This window comes from Mesonia ostreae (genome assembly GCF_031845265.1).
GTDB lineage: Bacteria > Bacteroidota > Bacteroidia > Flavobacteriales > Flavobacteriaceae > Mesonia > Mesonia ostreae.
Window position 1 is genome coordinate 123,567 of sequence record NZ_JAVRBG010000010.1, and the last position, 24,300, is coordinate 147,866.

The 24,300-nt window shown below is 34.8% G+C and carries 19 protein-coding genes and 1 other RNA gene; 9 read left to right on the forward strand and 11 right to left on the reverse strand.

What is annotated here, in order from left to right; all coding sequences use genetic code 11:
* Nucleotides 1-233: 233 nt before the first annotated feature.
* From RLT85_RS11095 to RLT85_RS11115, 5 genes are all read right to left on the reverse strand, one after another.
* Entirely contained in the window at nt 234-1,121 is an 888-nt protein-coding gene (locus tag RLT85_RS11095) for a DUF8464 domain-containing protein (RefSeq protein ID WP_311402111.1), read from the reverse strand.
* A gap of 213 nt (nt 1,122-1,334) precedes the next feature.
* On the reverse strand, nt 1,335-2,600 hold the full coding sequence (locus RLT85_RS11100) for a primase-helicase family protein (RefSeq protein WP_311402112.1): 1,266 nt from the start codon (nt 2,598-2,600) through the stop codon (nt 1,335-1,337).
* 102 nt (nt 2,601-2,702) lie between these two features.
* Entirely contained in the window at nt 2,703-2,993 is a 291-nt protein-coding gene (locus RLT85_RS11105) for a DUF3853 family protein (RefSeq protein ID WP_311402113.1), read from the reverse strand.
* A gap of 194 nt (nt 2,994-3,187) precedes the next feature.
* Complete coding sequence (locus RLT85_RS11110) at nt 3,188-4,132, reverse strand: hypothetical protein (protein WP_311402114.1); 945 nt, start codon at nt 4,130-4,132, stop codon at nt 3,188-3,190.
* Nucleotides 4,129-5,466, reverse strand: a complete 1,338-nt coding sequence (locus RLT85_RS11115) for a site-specific integrase (RefSeq protein ID WP_446221217.1) — start codon at nt 5,464-5,466, stop codon at nt 4,129-4,131. The genes RLT85_RS11110 and RLT85_RS11115 overlap by 4 nt, the downstream gene beginning before the upstream one ends.
* Before the next feature lie 620 nt (nt 5,467-6,086).
* On the opposite strand from RLT85_RS11115, the gene RLT85_RS11125 reads away from it, so the two are divergent.
* Nucleotides 6,087-7,001: an NADP-dependent oxidoreductase gene (locus RLT85_RS11125; protein ID WP_311402115.1), complete on the forward strand. Its 915-nt coding sequence runs from the start codon at nt 6,087-6,089 to the stop codon at nt 6,999-7,001.
* Between the two features lie 254 nt (nt 7,002-7,255).
* Here RLT85_RS11125 and RLT85_RS11130 read toward each other — a convergent pair whose 3' ends face one another.
* Both RLT85_RS11130 and RLT85_RS11135 read right to left on the reverse strand, forming a co-directional pair.
* Nucleotides 7,256-9,775, reverse strand: coding sequence for a TonB-dependent receptor (locus tag RLT85_RS11130; RefSeq protein ID WP_311402116.1), 2,520 nt, complete (start codon nt 9,773-9,775; stop codon nt 7,256-7,258).
* Nucleotides 9,726-11,426 (reverse strand): M23 family metallopeptidase, encoded by a 1,701-nt coding sequence (locus RLT85_RS11135; RefSeq protein ID WP_311402117.1) that lies wholly within the window; start codon nt 11,424-11,426, stop codon nt 9,726-9,728. The genes RLT85_RS11130 and RLT85_RS11135 overlap by 50 nt, the downstream gene beginning before the upstream one ends.
* A 173-nt stretch (nt 11,427-11,599) precedes the next feature.
* Here RLT85_RS11135 and RLT85_RS11140 point away from each other — a divergent pair, with 173 nt between their 5' ends.
* The 6 genes from RLT85_RS11140 (at nt 11,600) to RLT85_RS11165 (ending at nt 17,565) form a co-directional block, all read left to right on the forward strand.
* Entirely contained in the window at nt 11,600-11,890 is a 291-nt protein-coding gene (locus RLT85_RS11140) for a coiled-coil domain-containing protein (protein WP_311402118.1), read from the forward strand.
* Between the two features lie 6 nt (nt 11,891-11,896).
* Nucleotides 11,897-12,190: a cell division protein ZapA gene (locus RLT85_RS11145; RefSeq protein WP_311402119.1), complete on the forward strand. Its 294-nt coding sequence runs from the start codon at nt 11,897-11,899 to the stop codon at nt 12,188-12,190.
* A 65-nt stretch (nt 12,191-12,255) separates the two neighbouring features.
* Nucleotides 12,256-12,363: non-coding RNA, 6S RNA (gene ssrS / locus RLT85_RS11150), on the forward strand.
* A 44-nt stretch (nt 12,364-12,407) separates the two neighbouring features.
* On the forward strand, nt 12,408-13,979 hold the full coding sequence (gene rny / locus RLT85_RS11155) for a ribonuclease Y (protein ID WP_311402120.1): 1,572 nt from the start codon (nt 12,408-12,410) through the stop codon (nt 13,977-13,979).
* A gap of 743 nt (nt 13,980-14,722) precedes the next feature.
* Nucleotides 14,723-16,885: a M3 family metallopeptidase gene (locus RLT85_RS11160; RefSeq protein WP_311402121.1), complete on the forward strand. Its 2,163-nt coding sequence runs from the start codon at nt 14,723-14,725 to the stop codon at nt 16,883-16,885.
* A 2-nt stretch (nt 16,886-16,887) separates the two neighbouring features.
* Nucleotides 16,888-17,565: a M15 family metallopeptidase gene (locus RLT85_RS11165; RefSeq protein WP_311402122.1), complete on the forward strand. Its 678-nt coding sequence runs from the start codon at nt 16,888-16,890 to the stop codon at nt 17,563-17,565.
* A gap of 404 nt (nt 17,566-17,969) precedes the next feature.
* Here RLT85_RS11165 and RLT85_RS11170 read toward each other — a convergent pair whose 3' ends face one another.
* The 3 genes from RLT85_RS11170 to RLT85_RS11180 form a co-directional block, all read right to left on the reverse strand.
* Nucleotides 17,970-20,996 carry an SbcC/MukB-like Walker B domain-containing protein gene (locus tag RLT85_RS11170; protein ID WP_311402123.1) on the reverse strand — a complete coding sequence of 1,009 codons (3,027 nt, stop codon included), beginning with the start codon at nt 20,994-20,996 and terminating at the stop codon, nt 17,970-17,972.
* A gap of 13 nt (nt 20,997-21,009) precedes the next feature.
* Nucleotides 21,010-22,218 (reverse strand): exonuclease SbcCD subunit D C-terminal domain-containing protein, encoded by a 1,209-nt coding sequence (locus tag RLT85_RS11175; protein WP_311402124.1) that lies wholly within the window; start codon nt 22,216-22,218, stop codon nt 21,010-21,012.
* An 80-nt stretch (nt 22,219-22,298) separates the two neighbouring features.
* Nucleotides 22,299-22,847, reverse strand: coding sequence for a DUF3575 domain-containing protein (locus tag RLT85_RS11180; protein ID WP_311402125.1), 549 nt, complete (start codon nt 22,845-22,847; stop codon nt 22,299-22,301).
* Nucleotides 22,848-22,966: 119 nt separating this feature from the next.
* Between RLT85_RS11180 and RLT85_RS11185 the strand changes: the two genes are divergently transcribed.
* Complete coding sequence (locus RLT85_RS11185) at nt 22,967-23,116, forward strand: hypothetical protein (RefSeq protein WP_311402126.1); 150 nt, start codon at nt 22,967-22,969, stop codon at nt 23,114-23,116.
* A gap of 118 nt (nt 23,117-23,234) precedes the next feature.
* A complete protein-coding gene (locus RLT85_RS11190) occupies nt 23,235-23,702 on the forward strand; it encodes a hemerythrin domain-containing protein (protein WP_311402127.1) in 468 nt (155 codons plus the stop codon).
* Here RLT85_RS11190 and RLT85_RS11195 read toward each other — a convergent pair.
* Nucleotides 23,699-24,223, reverse strand: coding sequence for a 1-acyl-sn-glycerol-3-phosphate acyltransferase (locus tag RLT85_RS11195; RefSeq protein WP_311402128.1), 525 nt, complete (start codon nt 24,221-24,223; stop codon nt 23,699-23,701). The two genes, RLT85_RS11190 and RLT85_RS11195, sit on opposite strands and share 4 nt — an antisense overlap.
* Nucleotides 24,224-24,300: the final 77 nt, after the last annotated feature.

Consider the following 24,300-nt stretch of genomic DNA (forward strand, 5'->3'; position numbering starts at 1 on the left):
TATATTATTATGCTGATAAACAGCTGTTTAATTGTTTAGATATATTTCTGCTATATTTTATTATAATTTTAAAATCCTTGCTGACGCTGTCATAGCAAGGGTTCAGCCCCGCAGGGCAAGTAGAGCAATAGGGGCAGAGCCCCTGTTCTACTTGCTATTTCTTCGGCATACACTTATCGTACGCTCCAAGTTTTCTGCTATCTCTATTCATTGTTTTCAAATTCAATATTGGATTATCCCTTATATGCTATTAAGTAATCATTCACATCAGTGTGTTTTTTGTATTTCTCGCTCTCGTCAAGGTAATTACTACTACAATTTTCTTGAATTAGTTTAGCCGCCTTTTTACCTGAAAGGTCATTATCAAAAAACGTTTTTACTATGTAATATTCCGGCAGTAGTTCAATTGTATTTTTTACAAGGGAAGTAGAATTGGTGATTATAAAATCTTCGTTTTCTTTAGTTGGCATTAATGTCAAATAGGATAAAAAGTCTATAAAACCCTCAAAAAGATTAAGCGTATTCGAGCCATTTTTAATTGTGGATATTGCCTTTTTGTTCAAGCATCTTTTATAAGATTTATTTCGCGTATCGTAACCATCCAAATCATTTTTAATTCCAATAGTGTATAGTGGTTTTCTAACAATATCATTTTGTTTTAATGTATCATTACCATAATGTGATTTTGTCATTTTATTATAAAAATGTATTTCCTTACAATACTTTCTCGCCAAGGAAATATCAATTTTTCTCGAATGCAAATACTTAATCAATTTAAAACTCTCTATTCGACCGACACTTATTATTTCGCAATTACTCTTGTCTTTTGGAATGAAGTTTTTTTGCTCGTGAAAAGAAAAAGAATTATTGTTGAAATAGGCTAGAGCTTCTAGAACTGTACAATTATTTAATTTGATAATTAGATCAATCGCAGTTTTACCAGAACCGTCACCATAGTCCCGCCATCTATTTTTACTTTTAACAACCCGAAATGAGGCTGTTTTTTCATTTCTAAATGGACTTAGATACCAGGCGACATTTTCCGTCTCTTTAGTAGGTTTGTGGTTGAGCTTGGTCAGCAAATCGACCAAACTAAAATTATTAGCTTCAGAACAGTTCATATCTTTTTCTTTTCAGTAGCAGTTTAAATTTGTGTTTTTTTGATGAATTGATGAGAAATGCACTTACTCCATTCATATTTAATAAGTTATATCTCATCAAACGACTCATCATTTCTTCATCATTCATCATCCCTTAAAGTTGATTCTCATCATTTTTAATTTTGATGACAATTTGATGAGCTATTTGATGAGAACTAATACTCTAATAATCAGTTAATTATTAGTGTCCTGCATCAATTCATCATAATTTTCAAGCAAATAGGATTTTTTCAAGGAATAATACCGACCTCTATCGCTAGATTCGATGATAGTTCCGTCACTCAGTACTGTGAATTTTTTGTAGGATAATGAGTTTTTTGCAGGTGTAAGATTCCATTCATCCTTTATAATATTTTTAAGTCTAGTTTTTGAGGGATTAAAGGGCGACTTACTCATTAAATTCTGTAAATCCTTAAAACAAAATTGAAACTCATCTAACTCAAAATTCTCGATGATTTCAATTATCGAATTAACAAGTTCTATCTCTAATGCATTTTTATTATACGATTTGAGCCGTTTTAATGCATCCGTTTGCAATTGTTGTGGCGTGAACCACATTCTTGTTGCAGAGGGCGTACTAAACTCCCTTTTTAATAAAAATGAAAGAAAAGCAGGGATCTCCAAAATCAATTTATCGAGTAGATTTTTATCCTCCGTTTTGAATGGAACTATTTTACGAACCCAAAATCTTATTTCTCCAGCTTCAATCCTGATAAAAGTCCGTTCATTGTTTGAACAAAGTACAAATTTTCCAAAAAATTCAATTTCATTCTTATCTTTACCCTTAGCTTCAACTTTATAAGTCCTAGCAGTTGACAAATTCTTTATTCGTTCCGTATCTTCAATTTTATCGAGAAGAACTTCATCTACCGCAATTAATAATTTACTAGACCAATCTGAATTAAACTGAGATCTGAAATCATCATTAGTATTGTAAGTCATATTAGGACCAAAAATGTTTTTGAGCCAATTTAGAAAAGTTGTTTTACCAGTGTTCCTTTCTTTTGAAACTAAACAGAAAACTGGAAGTATCTGAGTAGGAATTTCATATAAAATTTTCAAATAGTCCAATCCAATACTAAGTTGACTTCCAAAAATATGTTCTAAAAAATTTATTGTGTTGGTAATTTCACCAGTCCCTGGTTTAAATGGTAATTCTTTGTAAGTATTATAAAAGTTTGAAATCTCTTGTTGAAACTTTATATGAGATGGTACACAGCAAAAGCCATCATATTTTTTAATCTTATCTAAAAAAGGTTTGCCGCGATCATCCCTAATACAATCTTTACTCCAAGGTGCTAACATATCCAGTGTATCGCCAGAGATTAGAGGTTTTTTAATATTCTTAAAATAAGATGTAGCTATTCGAAAATAATCTAAAGCTTCTGATTCTTCACTTTGTGTATTATTTTTTGGGTTTGAGTTTGCGTTTTCTTCCATTATTTGAAAAGTATTTAAGAAAACCGTATATTTGCATACGGTTATTGTTAGAGAATAACTGTAAAAATTTAAGAAAGCATCGTGTTTGCGCACGATGCTTTTTTATTTTGATTTTTTTAAAAGTTCTAGAGCAAGCTCAGAATCCACAATAATTTTGCGACCGTTTTGGATGATTGCTTTATCGATAATTCCAGTTTTCTTGATTCTATTAGCCGAAGATTGGCTGCAACCTAGAAGTTTTGCTATACCCCTAATACCATAGACATAATTCTTCCCTGATATTGTATCGGGTTTTTCTTTTGGAAGATCTGTACTAAAGTTTTTCTGCAAGTAAATAAACTCTTCACCTGTTAAGTGAATAAGTAATTTATCTTTTAATGTTTCTAAATTCATAATGTTTATTTTTCTTGTTTTATAATGAACCGTGTACGCCGGTTTTGATGTTCGAACAAGAGCAAATTTAGAAGTGATTGTATATAGAAAGGGTGTGGAAATAAATCAATATTTCTACACCCTAACGCCTTTAAACTATATATTTTCTATTGTCCTTCTGTGGATTTACTATGGATAGTGAATCTTAGAGAGGCTTAATGCAACAAAGGTTTTATTTTGTCTGTCATAAAGGTATTGAATTCTTTCGCAAAGCCTTTTTGTTTTTCATTAGCATCCGTCCAATCGAAAAATTTGTATTGACTTGAATAATACTTTTTAGTTACCTGCATTTCCTCTAATATAGCCTTAAGCCATATTTCTTTTAGCTGGTCATTCAAAAGTTCTCCTAAATGATGAACTATGTAAAACAATTTTCGAGAATCCTTCTTTTTGAGATAGGTTACAGTATTTTGAAGATTTAGAGCTTTGTATAATTGTGACTCACTTATTTCTTCAAATGCAATTCCATTAAATTTATAATGTATTTGATGAACAACTCCCATATTTAAGAATATAGTATTATAGACGTTCAAATAATTTGAATCGTAACTATCCGAACTCTTAAATTTAGTTTCAAGTTGTTTTTTAATACTTAACGAATAATAATAAATCTTTTCGTGGTAATTGACTTCCAAGAATCCCACGGTATTGTAAAGTTCTGATTTAAAATAAATTGGTCTTAAAGTTAATTCTTTAAACATTATAAAATTGTCATATATTTCAATATCGCTCTTCGTGGATTCGGGAAATTCACGTTGTTTATACTCTTTTATGATAATTTTTTTTCTCGGTAGATCAGAAAACAAATCTCTGTGATTTTTAAATAATTTAAGATTTTCATTAACTGCTTTCAGCAGATCCTCGACCAGTATTTGTCTTTCTTCCTTTTCCGTTTGTGGATTAATTTTTTCTATAATCTCACTCTTTATGAGAATTTCATTTAATGCTTGTCGATATATATCCTGCGAATCATAATTAAAATTATCCCCATCTATATTTATCTCTTCAATCCATTGAAGGTTAGTGTTTTGAAATATCTTTCTTAAGTTCAGTAAATTACCATCGATATGGTTAACATTAATAGTCTCTTTTTCAATCATAACATATCAAATTTTTCCATTGCGTTTTTCTTAGTTTTATCCGCCACGTCTATATATGGTTTCATTGCCTTATAGTCAGAATGTCCAGTCCACTTCATCACAACTTGTACTGGAATCCCTATTGACAAAGCAGAACAGATAAAAGTTCTCCGACCGATATGTGTGCCAAATAACTCATGCTTCGGAAGCGTCTCATCAATTCTTTTATTACCGATATAATATGTTTGTGTAACAGACGTATCTATTTCTGCCAACCTTCCTAATTCCTTCAAATAATCATTCATTTTTTGATTTGAAATTACAGGTAGAGCTTTATCGTGTTCATAAGGTAGATGCTCATATTTTTTTAGAATAGCTCTGCTGTGCTTATTAAATTCAATAATCAAACTATCTGAAGTCTTGACTGTAGTAATCTGAAAATGGCTAGGCTTTATATCACTTCTCTTTAAATTGTAAACATCTGAATATCTTAATCCTGTATAGCAACAGAACATGAGAACATCACGAACCCTATCCAGATAAGCTTTAGAAATTGGGATTTCATAATTTATAATTTTTGTTTTTTCCTCTTCGGTAAGAAAGATTACAGTTTTATTTGAATCTTTAATTTTTGGTCTAAAAGCTTGGTAAGCATCGTTGCTATGATATTTTTTTTCAAAACCCCATCGAAGAAACCACTTGATAAATCCTAGCTGCTTTTTGATGGTGCTATTTCTCATTGATCTTTTAGTCCGAAGATGGATAAGATAATCAGTGAGTCCACTTTCATCGAAATCCTCAAATTTTGAATTTGAATTAAAACTGGTAATATGATTTTTTACGGCAGAAAACTTTGTTATGGTAGCAGAACTCCAATTGTTCAAGCGACTATTTTCTTTTACAAATTTGTCAAATACTTCAAAAAAGGAAGAATCAGAAATTTTTTCAGCGCCGACCTTTCCTTTTTCTTTTAAGCTTTTAGCAATATGCCTAATTTCATCTTTAGTTGGAATTTTATCTTGGCTTTCAAACTCTTGGAATAAATCTTGAATTGCGACCTTTAATTCTAACAAACGAGAGTTAATCGATGCAGAGCTTTGGCCAAGTTTGTTAAATGACCCATTCCTCACTTGCTCTTTTTCATCGTTCCATTTTGCTACATCAATACGGTATCCTGTTTGTATGTCTAAGCGAGTGCCATCATAATTTATTCGCAGACGAATTGGGACATTTTCAATAATTATCTGATCTTTCTTTTTTCTCTTTTCCAATGAGAAAATTAGATTTCGTTTTATTTGAATCATAGGCTGCAAAAAAGTTACACCCAAAATTACACCCAATTTTAATGAAATCAAATGATATTTTAAGAAACTTTATGACACTACAAAAAATAAAATTCCATAAACAGTAGCGTAAAGAGACTTTATGATTTTTTATAAATACATAGGTGTTAGAGCCTCTTTCTCCGCCATAAAAGCTCGTAAATTCAATGTTTACGGGCTTTTTATTTTTAGTGAGATCAGTATTTAGTCAGTATTCCAAATCAAATTCAAAAGGGATCATTCCTAAATGTTGTGGGATCAAGGCATATTCTTGGGGAGCAGTAAAAGTTATGCATATAATTTAGTTAATCTATAGAGAAAGAATTTCACACCTCCTACTCCTCTAAACATTGCTTTAAACGCTTTTATTTTTGCATTAAATGATTCTGCTGATGCGTTTGTGCTTCTGAAAATCACTTCCCCGCTGTCTACATTTTCAGTTTGTCACATCGGATAATATAAATTATACATAGCTTCGATCCAACTATCTATCGAAAATCACTCGGCTCTTGTTTTTTTTTATATTTTCCTTTTTCATTCCTAATTCCATTTCTTGTATACAAAGATTAACAGGCTTTTATGTTGATAAATTAGGGAGTCGAGAAGAAATACTTAGATTGAAGTATAGCATTTATAACTAAAAAAATAAAGAGATGAAAGCGATACAGATGAAAGAATATGGAGATGAAAGTGTATTAAATTATATTGATGTGGAGTGCCCCGAGCCTAAAGCAGATGAAATTTTAGTGAAAATTCATGCGGCGAGCGTCAATCCTGTCGACTGGAAGATACGTGACGGAAAAGGAGAGAAATTCGGGATGAAGCTTCCTTTGATTTTGGGGGCAGATTTTGCAGGAATCGTAGAAAAAACTGGAGACAAAATAAAGAAATTTAAAAAAGAAGATCAAGTTTATGGGAAAATCTTAGTTGGTTGCTATGCAGAATATGTGATTGTGAGAGAAGATGAACTTGGTATAAAACCAAAGAATTTAGATTATAAAGAAGCCTCCTCTGTCCCTATGGGAGCTTTAACCTCTTGGCAAGCCATTTTTGAAACAGCAAAACTAGAAAGCGGACAAAAAATTCTTGTGCACGCAGCATCTGGCGGAGTAGGTTCTATGGCAGTTCAATTGGCAAAAGCTAAAGGAGCTTATGTGATTGGAACTGCGTCGGCTAGTAATAAAGATTTTGTCAAAGATTTGGGAGCCGATGAGTTTATTGATTACACCAATAACAATTTTGAAGATGTTGTAAACGATGTAGATGTGGTTTATGATACCATAGGAGGTGACACTCAAAAGCGTTCTTTTCAAGTATTAAAAGAAGGCGGACTTCTAGTCTCTCTTGTGGAAAATCCTTCCAAAGAATTATTGAAAAAATATAAGGTGGAAGGTAAAGTGATCGCTTCCGTAGCTAATCCAAAACAACTTGAAGAAATCACTCAATTGATAGAAGAGGGGAAAGTGAAGACCCACGTAGAAAAAGTGTTTCCGCTTTCAGAAGCAAAAGAAGCACAAAAATTAAGTAAAGAAGGACACGTTCGTGGTAAGATTATTTTAGTTCCTTAAGTTGTTATTGCTTGGTTTAATACCCGAAGAAAATAAACACTTAAAAAAGAAGCGATCCCAAAAGATAGATTTGTCACTCTAAGCCTGCCCGTAGCATTCAGGCATATTTATTTGAGGATCTCTTAATGGTCTGTAAATCATTTTCATGAGATTCTGAAATAAATTCAGAATGATATTTTTTGACGTTTTTGAGTCCGCTTCTTTAGTTTATAAATAACAAAAGTTATAAATGGGTGTTTCCGATTCGTCTTTAACTAAAATCGCATCGAAAGCTTTACATTAAAAACACGCGGCGATAGATAATTCTTAATCGCATACATTCTTTTGGTGTAAACATCTCGTACAAATGTATTGGTAATCGAGTTTTGATTATCGAATAAATTGAAGATTTCAATTCCCACATTTAACTCTTCAAAAGCCTTTAAAAAATTGGTATTGGTATTATTTATAGAGGGATCTACAACGACATAAGAAAAACCAACATCAGCTCTTCTATAATCTGGCAAACGCGTTTGGTAATCGTAAGGATCTGCGTAATTAGGAGAACCTCCAGGCAGTCCTGTATTGTACACCAAATTCAAATACATTTTTAAACTCGGTATCTTTGGAACATAATCCTGAAACAATACCGCAAACTTTAAACGCTGGTCAGTAGGGCGGGAGATGTAGCCTCTATCATTTATATTTTCTTCGGTTTTTAAATATCCAAAACTCAACCAACTTTCGGTTCCTGGAACAAACTCTCCGTTTAATCTAAAATCAAATCCGTAGGCATAGGCTTTCGCATTATTATCTGCTTCATAACGAATTCTAACATTCTCTAGGGTATATGGATTCACATTCGTAATATCTTTATAATAAGCTTCAGAAACCAATTTAAAAGGACGATCTCCCAGCTTAAAACTATAATCATTCCCCAATACGATATGAATTGATTTTTGCGCTTTTACATCTGGATTCACAGCTCCGGTTTCTCCGCGTAATTCTCTGTAAAACGGAGGTTGATAATAATATCCTCCAGAAAGTCTAAACAACATGTCGGCTTCCCAATTGGGTTGAAGGGCAAATTGAGCACGCGGACTAATAACGCTTTGCGCGGAAGAAGTCTCACCCTCACTAGTTACTGCCCACGTATGCGAGCGTAATCCTGCATTAAACCAAGCGTCGCTTTCTCCTAGTTTCGTTTTATAACTCCATTGGGCATAGGCTTGTATTCTATTAATTTGTGTAGAATTGAATGCTCTAACGCTATTAAAAGGTGCTAACGGAGCATCAAAAGCTTCGTAAGGTTGGTTGTTTTGAAACTCATTAAAAGGAGGTCGTATCGAAAAACCAGCCGAATCTATCATTTCATATTCTTGAATTCGGTCTCTAATATCTTCGTGAGTATATTTGATGCCGTAATCAATATGATGGTCATTCATTTTAATGATTCCCTTGTGTTCTACATTAAAAATCAATGCATCCAAGTCATTTCGTGCGTGGGTGAGTTGCCCTCCAACTCCTTCAGAAAATTCTACTTCCCCCAAATCTGAACTTCCAATATCTGTATTTACATCGCCCAAGCGGTATTCGGCTAAAATGTCATAATATTCCTGTTCTTGAGTGTTGTAAACAGATCCTATAAGTTTGGCGGTATAATTATCTGAAATCTCATAAGAACCCTTTAAGGCCGCAAAATAAGTTCCGTATTGGTCTTTCTCTTGCCCTTCGTAAAAAATAATCAAGGCTTTAGGATCTTGAATCGTTCCAAAGTTGGTTTGCCTCGCAATAGGTTCGTAATCATATTTGTTGATGGAAACATTTCCTAGAAAACCCAATTCAAACTTATCGTTCACTTGGTAACTAAGGTAAGTTTGTGCATCGGCAAAACGAGGTTTAAACGTACTTTCGGTCTCTTTAGCATCTACAAAAAGACTATTATCTCTGTACCTTAAACCTAAAATAGCAGAAAACTTTTCATTTTTTGAGATACCTTCTACAGAGGCACTTGCACCAAGTAGACTAGCTTCTACAGAAGCGCCAAAATCAACCGGCCTGCGGTAATCAATACTTAAAACGGATGATAGTTTATCGCCGTACTTTGCTTGAAAACCTCCTGCAGAAAAGTCTACATTTCTTACCATATCAGTATTTACAAAACTCAAACCTTCTTGCTGTCCCGAACGAATTAAAAACGGACGGTAGACTTCAATTTCATTCACATAAACCAAGTTTTCATCATAATTTCCTCCACGTACCGAATATTGTGTACTCAGTTCATTGTTAGAAGAAACTCCGGGTAACGTCTTTAGTAAATTTTCTACTCCAGCGTTGGCACCAGGTATTTTTCTAATGGTTTTAGGAGAAATGGTGGTGAGACCTTCAATTTTACTTCTTCGGTCGCCAGTAATTATAATGGTGCTTATTTGCTCAATATCTGTTCTCAAAACAGGATTGATTTCTTTTTCTTCGTTTTCTTTCAGATTCACCGTAAAAACTACTTTTTTAAAACCTACATAACTTATGGTTATGGTGATATTTTTATTGGAAGGAATACTTAAATTATAGAAACCATTTTCATTGGTTAGAGTTCCGCCATCCAAATAACTTACATTCACGAATGGAATAGGAGTATTGCTTTCGTCAAGAATAATTCCTTTTACTTGGGCGGTTTGAGCCAAAAGACTGGTAGAAAATAACAGTAAAGAGAGGTAAAAAAGATTTTTCAAAGGATGGTAGATTTTAATTTTTTCTGAAAAATGTGCCCTCAAATGTAGTACTATTTCCCACATTATCGAGTACGATAAGTTTTAATTTGTTTTCGGATTCTTGGATGATGTCATCTTCAAAGTAATAGACTAGCCTGTCGGTTTTATAATCGTACTCCATTAAGATAAACTTTCCATTAATTGTGGCTCGATAATCGCCAATATTGGTGAGTTGATCTTGTACTTTAAAAACCAATTCTTGTTCATTAGACATCCAACGCTTTTCTCTAAAATTAACGGGAGTGATCACTGGCCCTACGCTATCTTGCTTTAGTTCATAGGTGCCAAAGGTTTTAGTACTAATGCTAAAACGGTTGTTTTTCTTATACGTATTCACATAATAAGCTGCGCCCCAAGAGGTCATTCTGGCTACATAAAGCTGCTCTCTGTCTTTTGGAGTATATTTACTTACATCAAAACCAATGGTCATATTTTTATGCAATGGCACCTCTTCATAATGAACTTGAATCCCTTCTCCCTCTTTCTTGATGTCTAAATACATATCTTCATACAGCGCATCTTTGGGAATGTAAATATCAAAACCATCTTCATCAAAAGCGATTGCCTGACTTGCTTTTGCATAGTAAGCGGTGGTGTCAATTTTCTTCGGAAGAATTTCTGCTAACGGAAGCTCTTTGCTGTTAATAGGAATTTTTATCGTGCTTGTATTTCCTTTAAAGTCTCTTACTTTGATCACATACGTATAATCCAAACTGTCTTTTACGTCTACCAAGCCGTTGTTGCCGAAAGTTGTAATCATACTTAACGGATTATTTTCTTCCTGAAAAAGCTTTTGTACACGTTCTTTTTTACTTTTATAATGAGCGTAATCAATAAACCGATTGATGTATCTGCTTTCAGCAAATGAGAACTTTTTAAAATCGACTTGCATGAGATCATTTCCGTTAAGAGAAGTTTTTATTTGATAGATTCCGTTTTTATTGGGTGCAAAATCCAGTCGGTCTACTGTAGAAACTCCAAATCCTAAGGTTCCGAAGGCTTCAAGACTCTCTGTGATATAAGTCCCATTTCCTTGCGGAATTACTCTTAACTCTTGTTGGTTATTATTGCGATTAACGTGTGCGTTTTCTCCCTGCGGATATACAAAAACACCTTGTATGAGGGGAGGGGAGCTATCCTGAATATCAAATCCGAAGTTTAAGGGATTCATAGGCCGCGCTCCAGCATCCCTAATTTCGAAATGCAAATGCGGACCGCCACTGCCGCCACTATTTCCGCTAAAGGCAATCAATTCACTTTGCTGTACTTTTAGCTCGTTAGCTTTAGGAAAAACTTCTACTTCATAACTTTCCTTAGCGTATTGCTCTTTTCTAATATACGCTTGAATAGCGGGAGAGAACTTTTTTAAATGCGCGTAAACCGTTGTATAACCGTTTGGATGTTGTATGTAAAGCGCCTTACCGTAGCCAAAGTGAGAAACTTTAATCCTACTTATGTATCCTTCCGCGGAAGCGACAACATTAAGACCTGTTTTTTGATGTGTTTTAATATCTAATCCGCTATGAAAATGATTAGACCTTAACTCAGCAAAAGTACCTGAAAGGATCAATGGAATATCTAATGGACTAGCGAAATAATCTTGGGGTAAATCTTGTTGCGCTCGGAGCGGTAAATTAAGCAATAGCGACAACAATACTAAAAAAGTAACTCTCATAAATAGGGATTAGAAATATACTAACTTTAAAGATAGTGTAAATATTATAAAAATAAAATATAATGATGAATTCCAGCGAAGTAACATAAACTTTTAAAATAGATAAAGAAAATGGTTGGCATTTTGGTAAAGGTATGTTAACTTTGTGGGGATAAGTATTACGTGATTAGCAGATGGGTAATTTGATTGAAATAGTTGATTCACTGGAAAATAAGATTGGTAAGCTACTACATACACATGAACTTTTAAGAAAAAGGAATAAGGAATTAGAAGAAATCATACAAGAAAATAAAAGTAGAGAAGCACATCTTCAAACTCAGTTAGAGTCGTTTTCGCAAGAAAATCAAAGCCTTAAGTCTGCCAACGCAATCTTAGGCAGTAACGAACATAAGAGAGAAACAAAACTCAAAATAAATAGCTTAATACGAGAGATAGATCAATGTATTGTACAACTCTCAGAATAAATTTGGATGAGTAATGACAAATTAAAAATCAAACTTTCTATAGCAGATAGGATATATCCTTTAACTATTGCTCCAAGTCAAGAAGAAGGCTTGCGTAAGGCTGCAAAGAAAATAGAGGAAGTGATTAAGCAATATGAGCAGAGTTATGCCGTGAGAGATAAGCAAGATGTATTGGCTATGTGTGCCTTGCAATTTGCTTCAAAAACCGAGCAGCACTCCATTAATAATGATAAAGAAGTGATAGATGCAAGACAAAAACTAAGCGATTTGGTAGCAGTTTTGGATGATCATTTAACATAATAATAAACGTTCTTTAAATTAAAAACAAAGGTTTACTGCCTGTATTAGTTATTTATATTTGATAAACTCAACACTTATTCTTTTAAAAAGGGTGAGTCTAAGTTGTAAAAGCAAGCCGTCTTAGAACGGATCCTTGATCAGCTTGTTAGCCCTATACTTGTTTAAAGGAGTTTATACAAAATCTATGCTAATACAGGCTTTTTTTATATATAAATTTATGGATATACAATTAATTATAGGTGCAGTTATAGGGATTATAATAGGAGCAATTATCGCCTATTTTATCGTGAAATCGATGCAAAGTAAAAGCGCTAACTCTATTGTTGCTGAAGCAAAAAAAGATGCAGCATCAATTATTAAAGACGCAAAAGCGGAAGGAGAAAGCAAGAAAAAAGATAAAATTCTACAAGCAAAAGAGAAATTTATTGAGCTAAAGTCTGAACATGAAAAAGTGATTTTATCTAGAGATAAAAAATTGGCAGATGCCGAAAAGAGAACTCGAGATAAAGAGTCTCAAGTTTCGTCTGAGCTTTCTAAAAATAAAAAACTCAACAAAGACGTAGAAGCAAAAGTTAAAGATTACGATTTAAGAAATGAGTATCTCGAAAAGAAACAAGAAGAGATAGATAAAGTATACCAGAGTGCTGTAAAGCAATTGGAGGTAATTAGCGGGGTAAGTGCAGAAGAGGCGAAGTCGCAATTGGTTGAAACCTTAAAAGAATCTGCCAAGACAGATGCGATGGCACTTATTCAAGATACCATTGAAGAGGCTAAAATGACGGCGCAACAAGAAGCTAAGAAAATTATTATCAATACCATTCAGCGTATTGGAACCGAAGAAGCCGTAGAAAACTGCGTTTCGGTTTTCAATTTAGAAAGTGATGATGTAAAAGGTAGAATTATTGGGCGAGAGGGTCGTAACATTAGAGCGATTGAAGCTGCAACTGGCGTAGAAATTATTGTAGATGATACGCCAGAAGCAATTATCCTTTCTTGTTTCGATTCGGTACGTAGAGAGGTTGCTAGGCTTTCTTTGCATAAGTTAGTTACAGACGGACGTATTCATCCCGCTCGAATTGAAGAGGTGGTGAAGAAAACCCGTAAAATGATCGACGAAGAAATAATCGAAATAGGAAAACGCACCGTAGTAGATTTAGGAATTCATGGATTAAATCCAGAATTGATTAAAATGGTAGGGCGTATGAAATACCGTTCTTCGTATGGTCAAAATTTATTACAACACTCTAGAGAAGTTGCCAAGTTATGTGGCGTTATGGCGGCAGAATTGGGATTAAATGCGAAGCTGGCCAAGCGCGCCGGACTTTTACACGATATTGGAAAGGTGCCAGATTCAGAAACCGAAGTACCTCACGCCATCTTAGGAATGCAATGGGCAGAGAAATTTGGTGAAAAACCAGAAGTTTGCAATGCTATTGGAGCTCACCACGACGAAGTAGAAATGACCTCGTTGTTATCACCCATCGTTCAGGTTTGTGATGCGATAAGCGGAGCTAGACCCGGAGCGAGACGTCAAGTATTGGACTCTTACATTCAGCGTTTAAAGGATTTAGAAGAGATTGCATTTGGTTTCAATGGTGTAAAAAAGGCCTACGCCATCCAAGCCGGTAGAGAATTACGTGTGATTGTAGAAAGTGAACGCGTAAACGATGATAAAGCTTCTAACTTGTCTTTCGAGATTTCTCAAAAAATCCAAACCGATATGACCTATCCAGGGCAGGTAAAAGTAACTGTCATTAGAGAAACCAGAGCCGTTAATATCGCTAAGTAGAATTAGAAATAGATTTAAAAAATCCTGCCTGCTTACTGAGTTTGGCGGGATTTTTAGGTTTTGACAATGTATTAATGATCTAATTTGAAAATGTGTTAATTTGATAATTTGGAAATGCGCCAATTCGAAAATGATTCACGGCGGCTGAGTGATTTTCGATAGAAAATTGTATCGAAGCCCTGCTTGGTAATGTGATGATTTACTAATACGAGAATTTGAAATCGAAATTTAAGTCTAGCTTCTAGTATCTATTTTCTAAGCTCTATTTAGGTGATGTGCCAATTTGAAAATGTGTTAATTTGATAATTTGGAAATGTGCCAAATTGAAAATGATTCACGGCGGCTGAGTGATTTTCGATAGAAAATTGTATCGAAGCCCTGCTTGGTAATGTGATGATTTGCTAATACGAGAATTTGAACTCAAAATTTAAGTCTAGATTCTAGCCTCTATTTTCTATGCTCTATTATAGGTGATGGGCTAATTTGAAAATGTGTTAATTTGATAATTTGGAAATGTGCCAATTTTAAAATGATTCACGGCGGCTGAGTGATTTTCGATAGAAAATTGTATCGAAGCCCTGCTTGGTAATGTGATAATGTGCTAATACGAGAATTTGAACTCAAAATCTAATTCTAGACTCTAGCTTCTATATTTTATTATCTATTTTCTAGTATCTATATTCTAGCATCTATTTTCTATACTCTATTTAAAATCCTTACCTTTAAGCCAGTAAAAAAACGCTATGAACACAACCACAAGAAGCCTTGGTATAGCAGCACTTATTCTTTTTAGTGCCTGCCAGGATCAACCCGAAAAGCAATCCGCCAACACACAAGACACTCAAGATATGCCGCAAATGTTAGGAAAATGGGACGGATCTTATGAAGGAGTTCCTGCCTTTGATCAAATGGAAATAGGAATGATTCAGCCTGCCATTACAGAAGGAATGGAAAAGCATTTAGCAGAACTAAATGAGATCACCAATCAAGAAGCCGAGCCTAATTTTGCGAATACCATTGTAGCGATGGAAGAAGCTGGAAAGCCTCTGGATCGCGCTTTTACGTACTACGGAATTTACAGTAGCAATAAGTCTTCAGAAGAATTTAGAGATGTTCAAAAAGATTTAGCTCCCAAAATAGCCGAATATCAGTCTAAAATATTACAGAACGAGAAACTTTTTCAGCGTATTAAAAGCGTTTATGATCAATCTCGAAAGAAGACGCTGAGTGATCAAAAGCAACGTACGCTCGAGTTAATTTATGAACGCTTTACGATGAATGGTGCCAACCTTTCTAAAGAAGATAAAATGCGTTACGCCGAGATAGAAAAAGAACTTTCTAATCTCTACACCAAATTTTCTAATAATGTTCTTGCTGATGAAGAGAATTATGTGGTCTATTTAAACGCAAATCAGTTAGATGGTTTGCCAGAATCGTTTAGTAAAGCATCTGCTACAGCAGCTGAAGAACGCGGAGAAAAAGGAAAATACGCCATTACGAACACGCGTTCTTCGATGGATCCTTTTTTGACCTATTCTACCAATCGTGAATTGCGAAAGAAAGTATGGAACAATTACTATTCTCGTGGAGATAACAATGATGAATATGATAATAAAGACCTGATTGCTAAAATTCTACAACTGCGTGACGAACGAGTAGAATTATTAGGATATGACAATTATGCCTCTTGGCGTTTGCAAAACCGAATGGCAAAAACTCCAGAAAACGCTATGAATTTAATGGAAGCCGTTTGGCCAGCTGCGGTAGGTAGAGCGAAAGAAGAAGTAGCCGATATACAAAATACAGCCTATAAAAATGGAGACGATATTAGCATCAAACCTTGGGATTATCGCTATTATGCAGAGAAAGTGCGCAAAGAAAAATACGATTTAGATAGTGAAGAAATCAAAGAATATTTGGTTTTAGACAATCTAAAGCAAGCTTTGTTTTTTACAGCGGGGGAGTTGTTTAATTATGAGTTTTCTAAAATCACCGACGGAAGTGTTCCTGTATTTCATAAAGATGTAGAAGTATATGAAGTGACACAAATGGAAACAGGAGAGATGGTTGGTTTGTGGTATTTAGATCCGTATGCGAGACAAGGAAAACGAAGCGGAGCTTGGGCAACCACTTATCGCAGCAAAACGAAGCTCGGAGGGAATAAACCAGTTTTAGCTTCTAACAATTCTAATTTTATAAAACCAGCTCCCGGTGAGCCGGTATTGGTTTCTTGGGATGATGCCGAAACTTTTTTTCACGAATTTGGTCACGCCTTACATTTCCTTTCTGCGCAGGTAGATTATCCTACATTAAATGGCGGAGTAAGAGATTATACCGAGTTCCAATCGCAGCTATTGGAACGTTGGTTGTCCACAGATAAAGTGATCAATCAGTTTTTACGTCATTATAAAACCGATGAGGTGATTCCACAGCAATTGGTTAATAAAATTAAAAAAGCAGCGACTTTTAATCAGGGGTTTGGAACTACCGAGTTTTTAGCTTCAGCGTTAATAGATATGAAATTGCATACTAGCAATCCCAAAAATATAGATGTAGCCGAATTTGAAAAGAAAACCCTAGACAGTTTAGGAATGCCAGAACAAATTGTAATGCGTCACCGTACGCCACATTTTGGACATATTTTTTCAGGAGAAGGGTATTCTGCTGGGTATTATGGTTACTTATGGGCCGATGTTTTAACTGCTGATGCTGCTGAAGCTTTCGCGGAAGCTCCAGGCGGTTTTTACGATAAGAAATTGGTAGATAAGCTGGTAAAATACCTTTTTGCACCAAGAAACGCTGTAGATCCTGCCAAAGCTTATCAGCAATTTAGGGGAAGAGAAGCTAATATTGACGCGTTGATGCGCGATCGTGGTTTTCCAGTTTCTAAAAAAGAGAATAAATAAAGATGAAAAAAACATTCGGATTCTTAGGCGGAATTTTACTCGGATTAGGAGCCTTGGCTCAAACTGATGAGATTCCGCCAGAGTTCGGTTACATTACCAATTCCTTACCGCTGGTGGTTTTAGAAATTCGCTATGCGGGAAATCATAATTTTACCGGAAAACCAATTAATGGCTATGAAAAGCCCGAAGCTATTTTAAGTAAGTCGGCATTAATTCAACTAATGAAAGCTTATTATTACTTTTTAGGTAAAGGTTACACGTTTAAGTTTTTTGATGCCTACCGACCGCAAACGGCGGTGAATCATTTTAGAACTTGGGCGCGCGATGAAGCCGATACTTTAAGTAAAAAAGAATTTTATCCCAATATTCCAAAAAAGAATTTATTTAAGCTAGGTTATATCTCTACCCAATCGGGACATTCGCGTGGAAGCACCCTAGACCTCACTTTAATCGATTTAAAAACAGGTGTAGAAGTGGATATGGGAAGTCCGTATGATTTCTTCGGAGAAATTTCTCATCACAACACCCAAAAAATTACTAAAAAGCAAAAACAAAACCGCTTATTATTGAAACAAGGTATGCGAAAATTCGGCTTTATTGCTTATCCTAAAGAATGGTGGCATTACACGTTATACAACGAACCTTTCCGCCATACGTATTTTGATTTTCCAGTGCATTAATGTGGTTGATGTGGTTGATGTGGTGATGTGTTGATTCGCTAATGTGAAAATGATACACGGCGGCTGAGTGATTTTCGAGAGAAAATAATATTGATTATTGAGTCCTGAGTTTTGAGTCCTAATTTTCAAATCCTAAGTCCTAAGTCCTAAGTTTTGAATCATAAATCCTACGTCTTGAGTATTGAGTCGTGAGTATTGAGTCTTACGTCCTACGTCCTTTGTTATCAGTTTTGAATCATAAAACCTACGTCGTGAGTCCTGAGTTTTGAGTCCTAATTTTCAAATCCTAAGTCCTAAGTCCTAAGTCCTAAGTCCTAAGTCCTGAGTCCTAAGTCCTAAGTTTTGAATCCTAAGTCTAGCCTCTAGCCTCTAGCCTCTAACCTCAAACCTCAAACCTCTACCTTCTAAACCACCTTCAAACTACTATATCCTTGCCCATTCTGGCTCAGTTGAATTTGCGTCGCGATGCGTTCTTTTAAACTAGCAACGTGACTAATTACGCCAATCATTTTAGAAGATTTTGCTTGTAAAACCTCCAAGGTATCTAAGGTTTGGTCTAAAGTTTCGGGGTCTAGCGTACCAAAACCTTCATCTATAAATAAACTGTTAATTTCTACATTGCGCGAAGCAAAATCAGAAAGCGCTAAGGCCAAGGCTAGACTCAATAAAAAAGTCTCTCCACCAGACAAAGTTTTTACAGATCGTCTTTGTCCGCCCATATGTTCATCGATGGCCACCAAACTATCATCTTCATCTGCTAAGGGTTTGTCCATTTTATAGCGGTCGGTGAGCAGTGCCAAACGCTTGTTGGCTAGCATAAGCAGTTGCGATAACGTTAAATCTTGCGCGTAATCATTAAATTTATTTCCGGTAGAATCGCCAATTAGATTCCTTAAAATTTCCCAGCGTTTGTTTCTTTTTAATTGCTCACTAATTTTCTCTTTTAGTTGGGCAATTCTACTTTGATATTCGTCTTGATTCTTAAGAATGCGTTGCAGTTCAAGAAGTTCTTCTTCCAGTTTTTGTAGCTGATTTTGGAGCGTTTCAAGCTTAGTTTTTAATTCTTTTAAAGGGCGTTCAACTACTTTTTCATTTAGAATTTCCTCTTGTTTATGAGATTCTTTTAATCGGGTCTCTAAACTGATTTCTAGATTTTTTAGCCGTTGCTTTTCTTCTTGATACTGGCTAACTAGCGAGTGTGACAATAGATTTTTGATAGCTTCAGCAATACTCGAATATTTTAATTGAGTTAAGTGACCTAGCAAATGTGTAGAGCGACTTTCGTGCTGAGCTTCTAATTTATTTAGAGCATTTAGATTCTCTTGTTTATTTTCTTGTAGCTGAGCTATACTTTGATGCGCTTTTAAGTAAGATTGTTCTAAATTACTAATTTCTGTCTCAAAATCTTTTCCATGATAATGTGCTTTAATCTCGTCTTTTACCGTCGTTCCTTGCGTGAGTAATTCAGATAAATCTAAAAGTGCTTTGCGATTTTTTTCTAACTGAATTTCTTGCTGATGCAATTTTCCAAACGCTTGTAGCGCTTTGTATTTCGTATTCAATTCATCTTCCAAATCTTCAAAAGAGCGCTCTTTCCATAGATTTAATTGTTCACTATAGGTAGTTTGATAGTTTTCACGCTTCGTCTTCAGTTGTTTTTTTTGTTGAGAAATTGATGATTCTAATTGTTTGTTCTTTTTTGTAGCCTCAGCTAACTGTACGCTAATTTTTGTGAGCTGTTGTTGACACTTTTTTAAATGAGTTCGTAGTTTTTTAATTGTGAGTTCCAAGTCATTTTCGGTTGCAGGTAGGTGAGTGGCAAAGGGGTGTTCTTTGCTACCACAAAGCGGACAAGGCATGTCTGCTGCTAAATCTTGTCGGTAATCTTCCAATTTCTTCTGCAAATCAGATACTTTTTGGGCGTTTTCTTTAGCTTCTAATTGGGCAGATAATAATTTCTCTTGCTGTTCTAAATCTTCAATTTGAGAAGGAAAATCTTTTATCGCATCTGTATTGAGAGCAATTTCTTTTGATAATTTATCCAGCTCTTTTGTTACTTCCTGAATTTCTAATAAAGACTTTTCAGCAGTTCTAATCTTTTTTAGCTGAAGCTGAATTTTTTCCTGCTCCAATTCAACCGAAGTACTCTCTGTGAATGAATAACGAGTTTTAAGACTTTCTAATTCTTTTTTATTTTGCTGAATAAAGCTTTCAACCTGTTGAAGAGTTTCAAAGGGGTTTTGGATATTCAGTTCTATTTGAAACTCTTTTAATTCCAAACCTATATTCTTTCCTAAGCCTTTGTATTCACTTAATATGGAGCCTCTTTTTTGATATAAAGTCCGCAGCTTTTGCTTATAATTAGTTAAGCTTTCTTGAAAATTATTTTCAGTAATTTCTAAACCAAAAACAGTTAAAAACTGAGTTTTATTTTCTTGAATCTCTATGTTGAGTTTTCTAAGTTTCTCTTCTATTTCTTCCTTTTTATCTTCAAAATGAATGAGTTGCTTCGTGTCATTTTTCCATTGATGAATTTCTTCCGTAAAGCTTTGCAGTTCTAGATGCTTTTGTAGAGCTAATCCTTTTTCTTCCTGAAAATCTTGCCACTGCACCTTATTTTTTTCTTGCTGCTCAAGCAATTCTTGTTTGGCATCTAGAAGCTTCGTTAAATTTTCTTTGTCTTTTATTTGAAGTTGAAGTAAGTCTAATTTCTTTACTAATTCTTGTTTTTTTGCTTTTTGACTTTCCGCCAGACTGTATTTTTGCTTGTATTCTTCTTCTGGAATTAATTGTTCTTCGTGTGTTTTTATTTTTATTTTTTGCTCACTTACGTCTTTTTCTAACTCATTATATTTCAAAAAAGCCAGTCTACCTAATTCCCTATAAATTCCTGTTCCTGTAATTTTTTCTAGCAAAGCACCACGTTCTTTTTTAGGAACTTGCAAAAACTTAGCAAAATCACCTTGCGCCAAGACCACAGATTTTATAAACTGCTCATAATTAAGTCCGATAAGCTCTTCATTCTTAGCAGGAACTTCAGATTTTTTTAAATCTAAAGAACTGTCTGTAGCGATTTCAGAAATAAGCATTTCATAATCACGTAAATTTCCTGTTCTAGCGGTAGAAATTTCCCAGCGAGAACGAAACTCTCCCAAAGTGCAAGAATAGGTTACTTCGGCGTAAGCCTCACTTTGATTGCGAGTAAGTATAGCTCCTTTTTTAATTATATCACTGTTTTTTACACTTCCCAACCTTGGAACCATATCAAAAAGCGCCAACGAAATAACATCCAAAAGCGTAGTTTTACCGCTTCCTGTGGGACCGGTAATGGCAAATAAATTGTTTTGTACAAAAGGAGGTTGGGTAAAATCTACTTCGTGCTCTCCTTTTAAAGAATTGATATTTTTAAACTGAAGTTTTAAAATTTTCATAGAAAGGCAAAGCTTAGTCGGAGGTGGTTAACATTTCTTTTAATTCATCAAACGTATGGAGTAACTCTTGGCGTTCTTCGGGCAAAAAAGGTTCATTTTCTAATAAAGACTCAAAGACTTCTTTGGGTTTTAAATCTTCCAAGTTTTGCTCGGCTCCAAATACAGCGCTACTTTGCTTTTGCTGCTCTTTAAACTGCGTACGGTATTTGATAATTTCTAGATGGTCTTTATCAAAATTGCTGACCAACTCGTCTAAATTTGCCAGCTTTTGACTGCTGTACTGCTCTTCCAACATTTCCACTTCAATTAAAGTGTTTAATTGCCCTTCGTGTTCTAAAATTGACAATTTCTGCTGAAGTTGTTCCAAGCTTCCGCTCACTTTTAATAGTTTTCTAAATTGCGGAATCGCAATACTTTCAGGTTCAAAACCGTTTTGAGTATCGATAAGCAGCACTCGTTTTTCATCTTGGCGTTCGCTAAAAGAAAGCATTAGCGGAGAACCGCTGTAAAATGTAGGAATTTGAGCGCTTACTCGCTGCGGTTGATGAATATGTCCCAAGGCAATATAGGAGAAATAAGTATTGAATTGCTCTGCTTTAAAGGCAGCTTGGTTCCCAATTTGAATGTCGCGTTCACTTTCTGAAGTACTCACACCGGCAGCGTACAAATGTCCCATGGCTATGGCGGGAATGTTGGGATACGTTTTTTCACAATAGGCTGCGGCTTCATCAAATTTAGCTTGTATTCCTTTTCTTATTGCTGCCAATCGGTCTTCGTAAGTATTTCCTTCGCTTGCCAATCGTACATCAGAATCCCGCAAATAGGGGAGAGCGGCGATGACTACTTCGGGATTTTCTTTGTTGGGTAAAGGAATAATACAATCTTTAATCAATTCGGGCAAACCGCCAATCATATTCATCTCTAGAGCAAGAAGTAAATCTTTAGGAGCGTCCAACATACTTGGAGAATCGTGATTTCCGCCAGTAATTATCAAGTGACAGTGTAAACTTTTTAAAGCGATTAAAGCTTGGAAGTATTGTTTTCTCGCTTCCGCGGAAGGATTTGCAAGGTCAAATACATCTCCAGAAACTAGAATGGCATCGATTTGTTCTTGATGAACGAGGTCACAAAGCCAACCAATAAATAAATCAAAATCTTGATATAAGTAATGTTTGTGTAAGCGCTTACCAATATGCCAGTCGGCAGTATGTAAAATTCTCATGAAATAAAATTATAGAAGTTTCAATTTACAAAGTAAATATCCAAATCTAAAATGAATTGAATTAAATAAGAAGATGCTTTTTAAAATCTATAGCCTAAGTTAAAACCAAACTTACCTACAATGGTGGTACCAAATTCATCTGCATGAAGAAGGTTTCTTCCTATACCGCCTACGAGTTCAAAGACAATACCTCTTTTGGTCACCCATTTTCCACCAATTCCAAACCCTAGAGCTAAATCTACATAGGTATCTGTTTTTTTCTCTAGCAAATTTCCATTGTTATCGTAAATCCAAATTTTTTGATGATCGATAGAATTCAGCATGGTAAAACCTTCTACAAAAAAACCAGCAGCATATTTTCTGCTAAAATATATTCTATAATAAGGAGAGATGGAATAATTATAATCTTCAAAAACCTCGTCATCAAAAGGAACAAATGCGGAAATTCCTGCGGAAGAATCGTCATTTAAATTTCTCTCATAGCTCATCTCAAATGCGCCTACCAAAAGCATCACTGCATTTAATTTTATTTCGTTTTTTTTATCTAAAGAATTAACAATACTATCGTCTTGAGCCGTTATGGTATTGGCAGAAAATAAAATAAAAGCGAAGAATAAAATTTTTTTCATCGGGGTGCAATTTTAAATAAATTTATTAATTTTAAGGATTACTTTTGCTACTCATAGCGGTACAATATACTTAGTAAATTTATTTTTTAGTTGGTATAGGGTTTAAATCTAAATTAAATATGGCAAAATCTGGCTCCGAAAAAAATACCAAAAATAAGGCGAAGCATACCAAGCTTATGAATCGTAAGAAGAATAAAATGCGTGACGAGAAGGAAGCTAGAAAAGCTAAATTAAAGGAGTTGGCGAAAAAAATGAATGAGAAAAAGTAAGTTATTCTTTTTAAAACTGATTTTTCTATTTTTTGGCGTTACAACTTTTTTTTTGAGCCATGAATAATGACTATCTTAGTTTTTTGTAAATATTAAATTACTAAAAACCTAAAACTCGATGGAAAAACCAAAACCCATAAAACGTCACGAAGCCTTGCAACCTCTAAGTAGGCAACATCATTTTGGACTTTTGTTTTCTTGGAAAATAAGAAAAGGTTTTGCTAAAGAGGTTTCTATAAGTAGAATGAAAGCTTATGCCGATTGGTTTTTTGAGAAAGAAATACAGCCTCATTTTAAATTGGAAGAAGAATTTGTTTTTCCCGTGTTAGGTAATGATGATCCACTAATAGAAAGAGCTTTAAAAGAGCATAGAGAAATTAAAGAGCTTTTTGAAGATGCGGAAGAGCCTTCTAAATCTCTCCAAATTCTCGAAGAAAAACTAACAGATCATATTCGGTTTGAAGAGCGAACTTTGTTCAATAGAATACAAGAAGTGGCTAGCAAAAGTGAAATAGAAAAGATAGATGAAATTCATTTGCAAATTTCTACACGTGAAGAGTATACTGATGCTTTTTGGGAAAATTAAAGATCTGCTTTTCCTTTTACACCTTTAAAGAAGAGTCGTAAAAGTCTGCTGTCTTTTTCATAATCTCCAGTAGGGTAGAGGGCTTGTCCTATTTTAACCACTTTTCGCTCATAATCAAAACTAACAGGAATAATAGGAACTTCGGCTGCTAAGGAGATATAATAAAACCCAGTTTTCCAGTTCAATACTTTTTTTCTCGTACCTTCTGGAGCTAAGGATAATCTAAACTCTTTTTTTTCGGAAAAAATTTGAGCAATGGCCTCTACTTTATTTTGCCCTTCACTTCTGTCGATTGGGGTGCCGCCCATCCACCTAAAATAAGCGCCAAAAGGCCAACGAAATAACTCTTTTTTTCCAATAAAATCAATAGGAACTTTAATGATACTTCTTGTAAAAATCCCAAGATAAAAATCATGCCAGCTGGTATGCGGAACAACAATTACCACCGATTTCTTTATCGCTGGATCAAAAGCGCCTTCCAGCCTCCAACCTAGAATCTTCGTGAATATGTAATTAGTCATTATTTTGCTTTAAGCGAGCTAAAATAGAAAATTTTTAACTAAAAAAAAGCGAGAGTTTTCCACTCTCGCTTCAACCT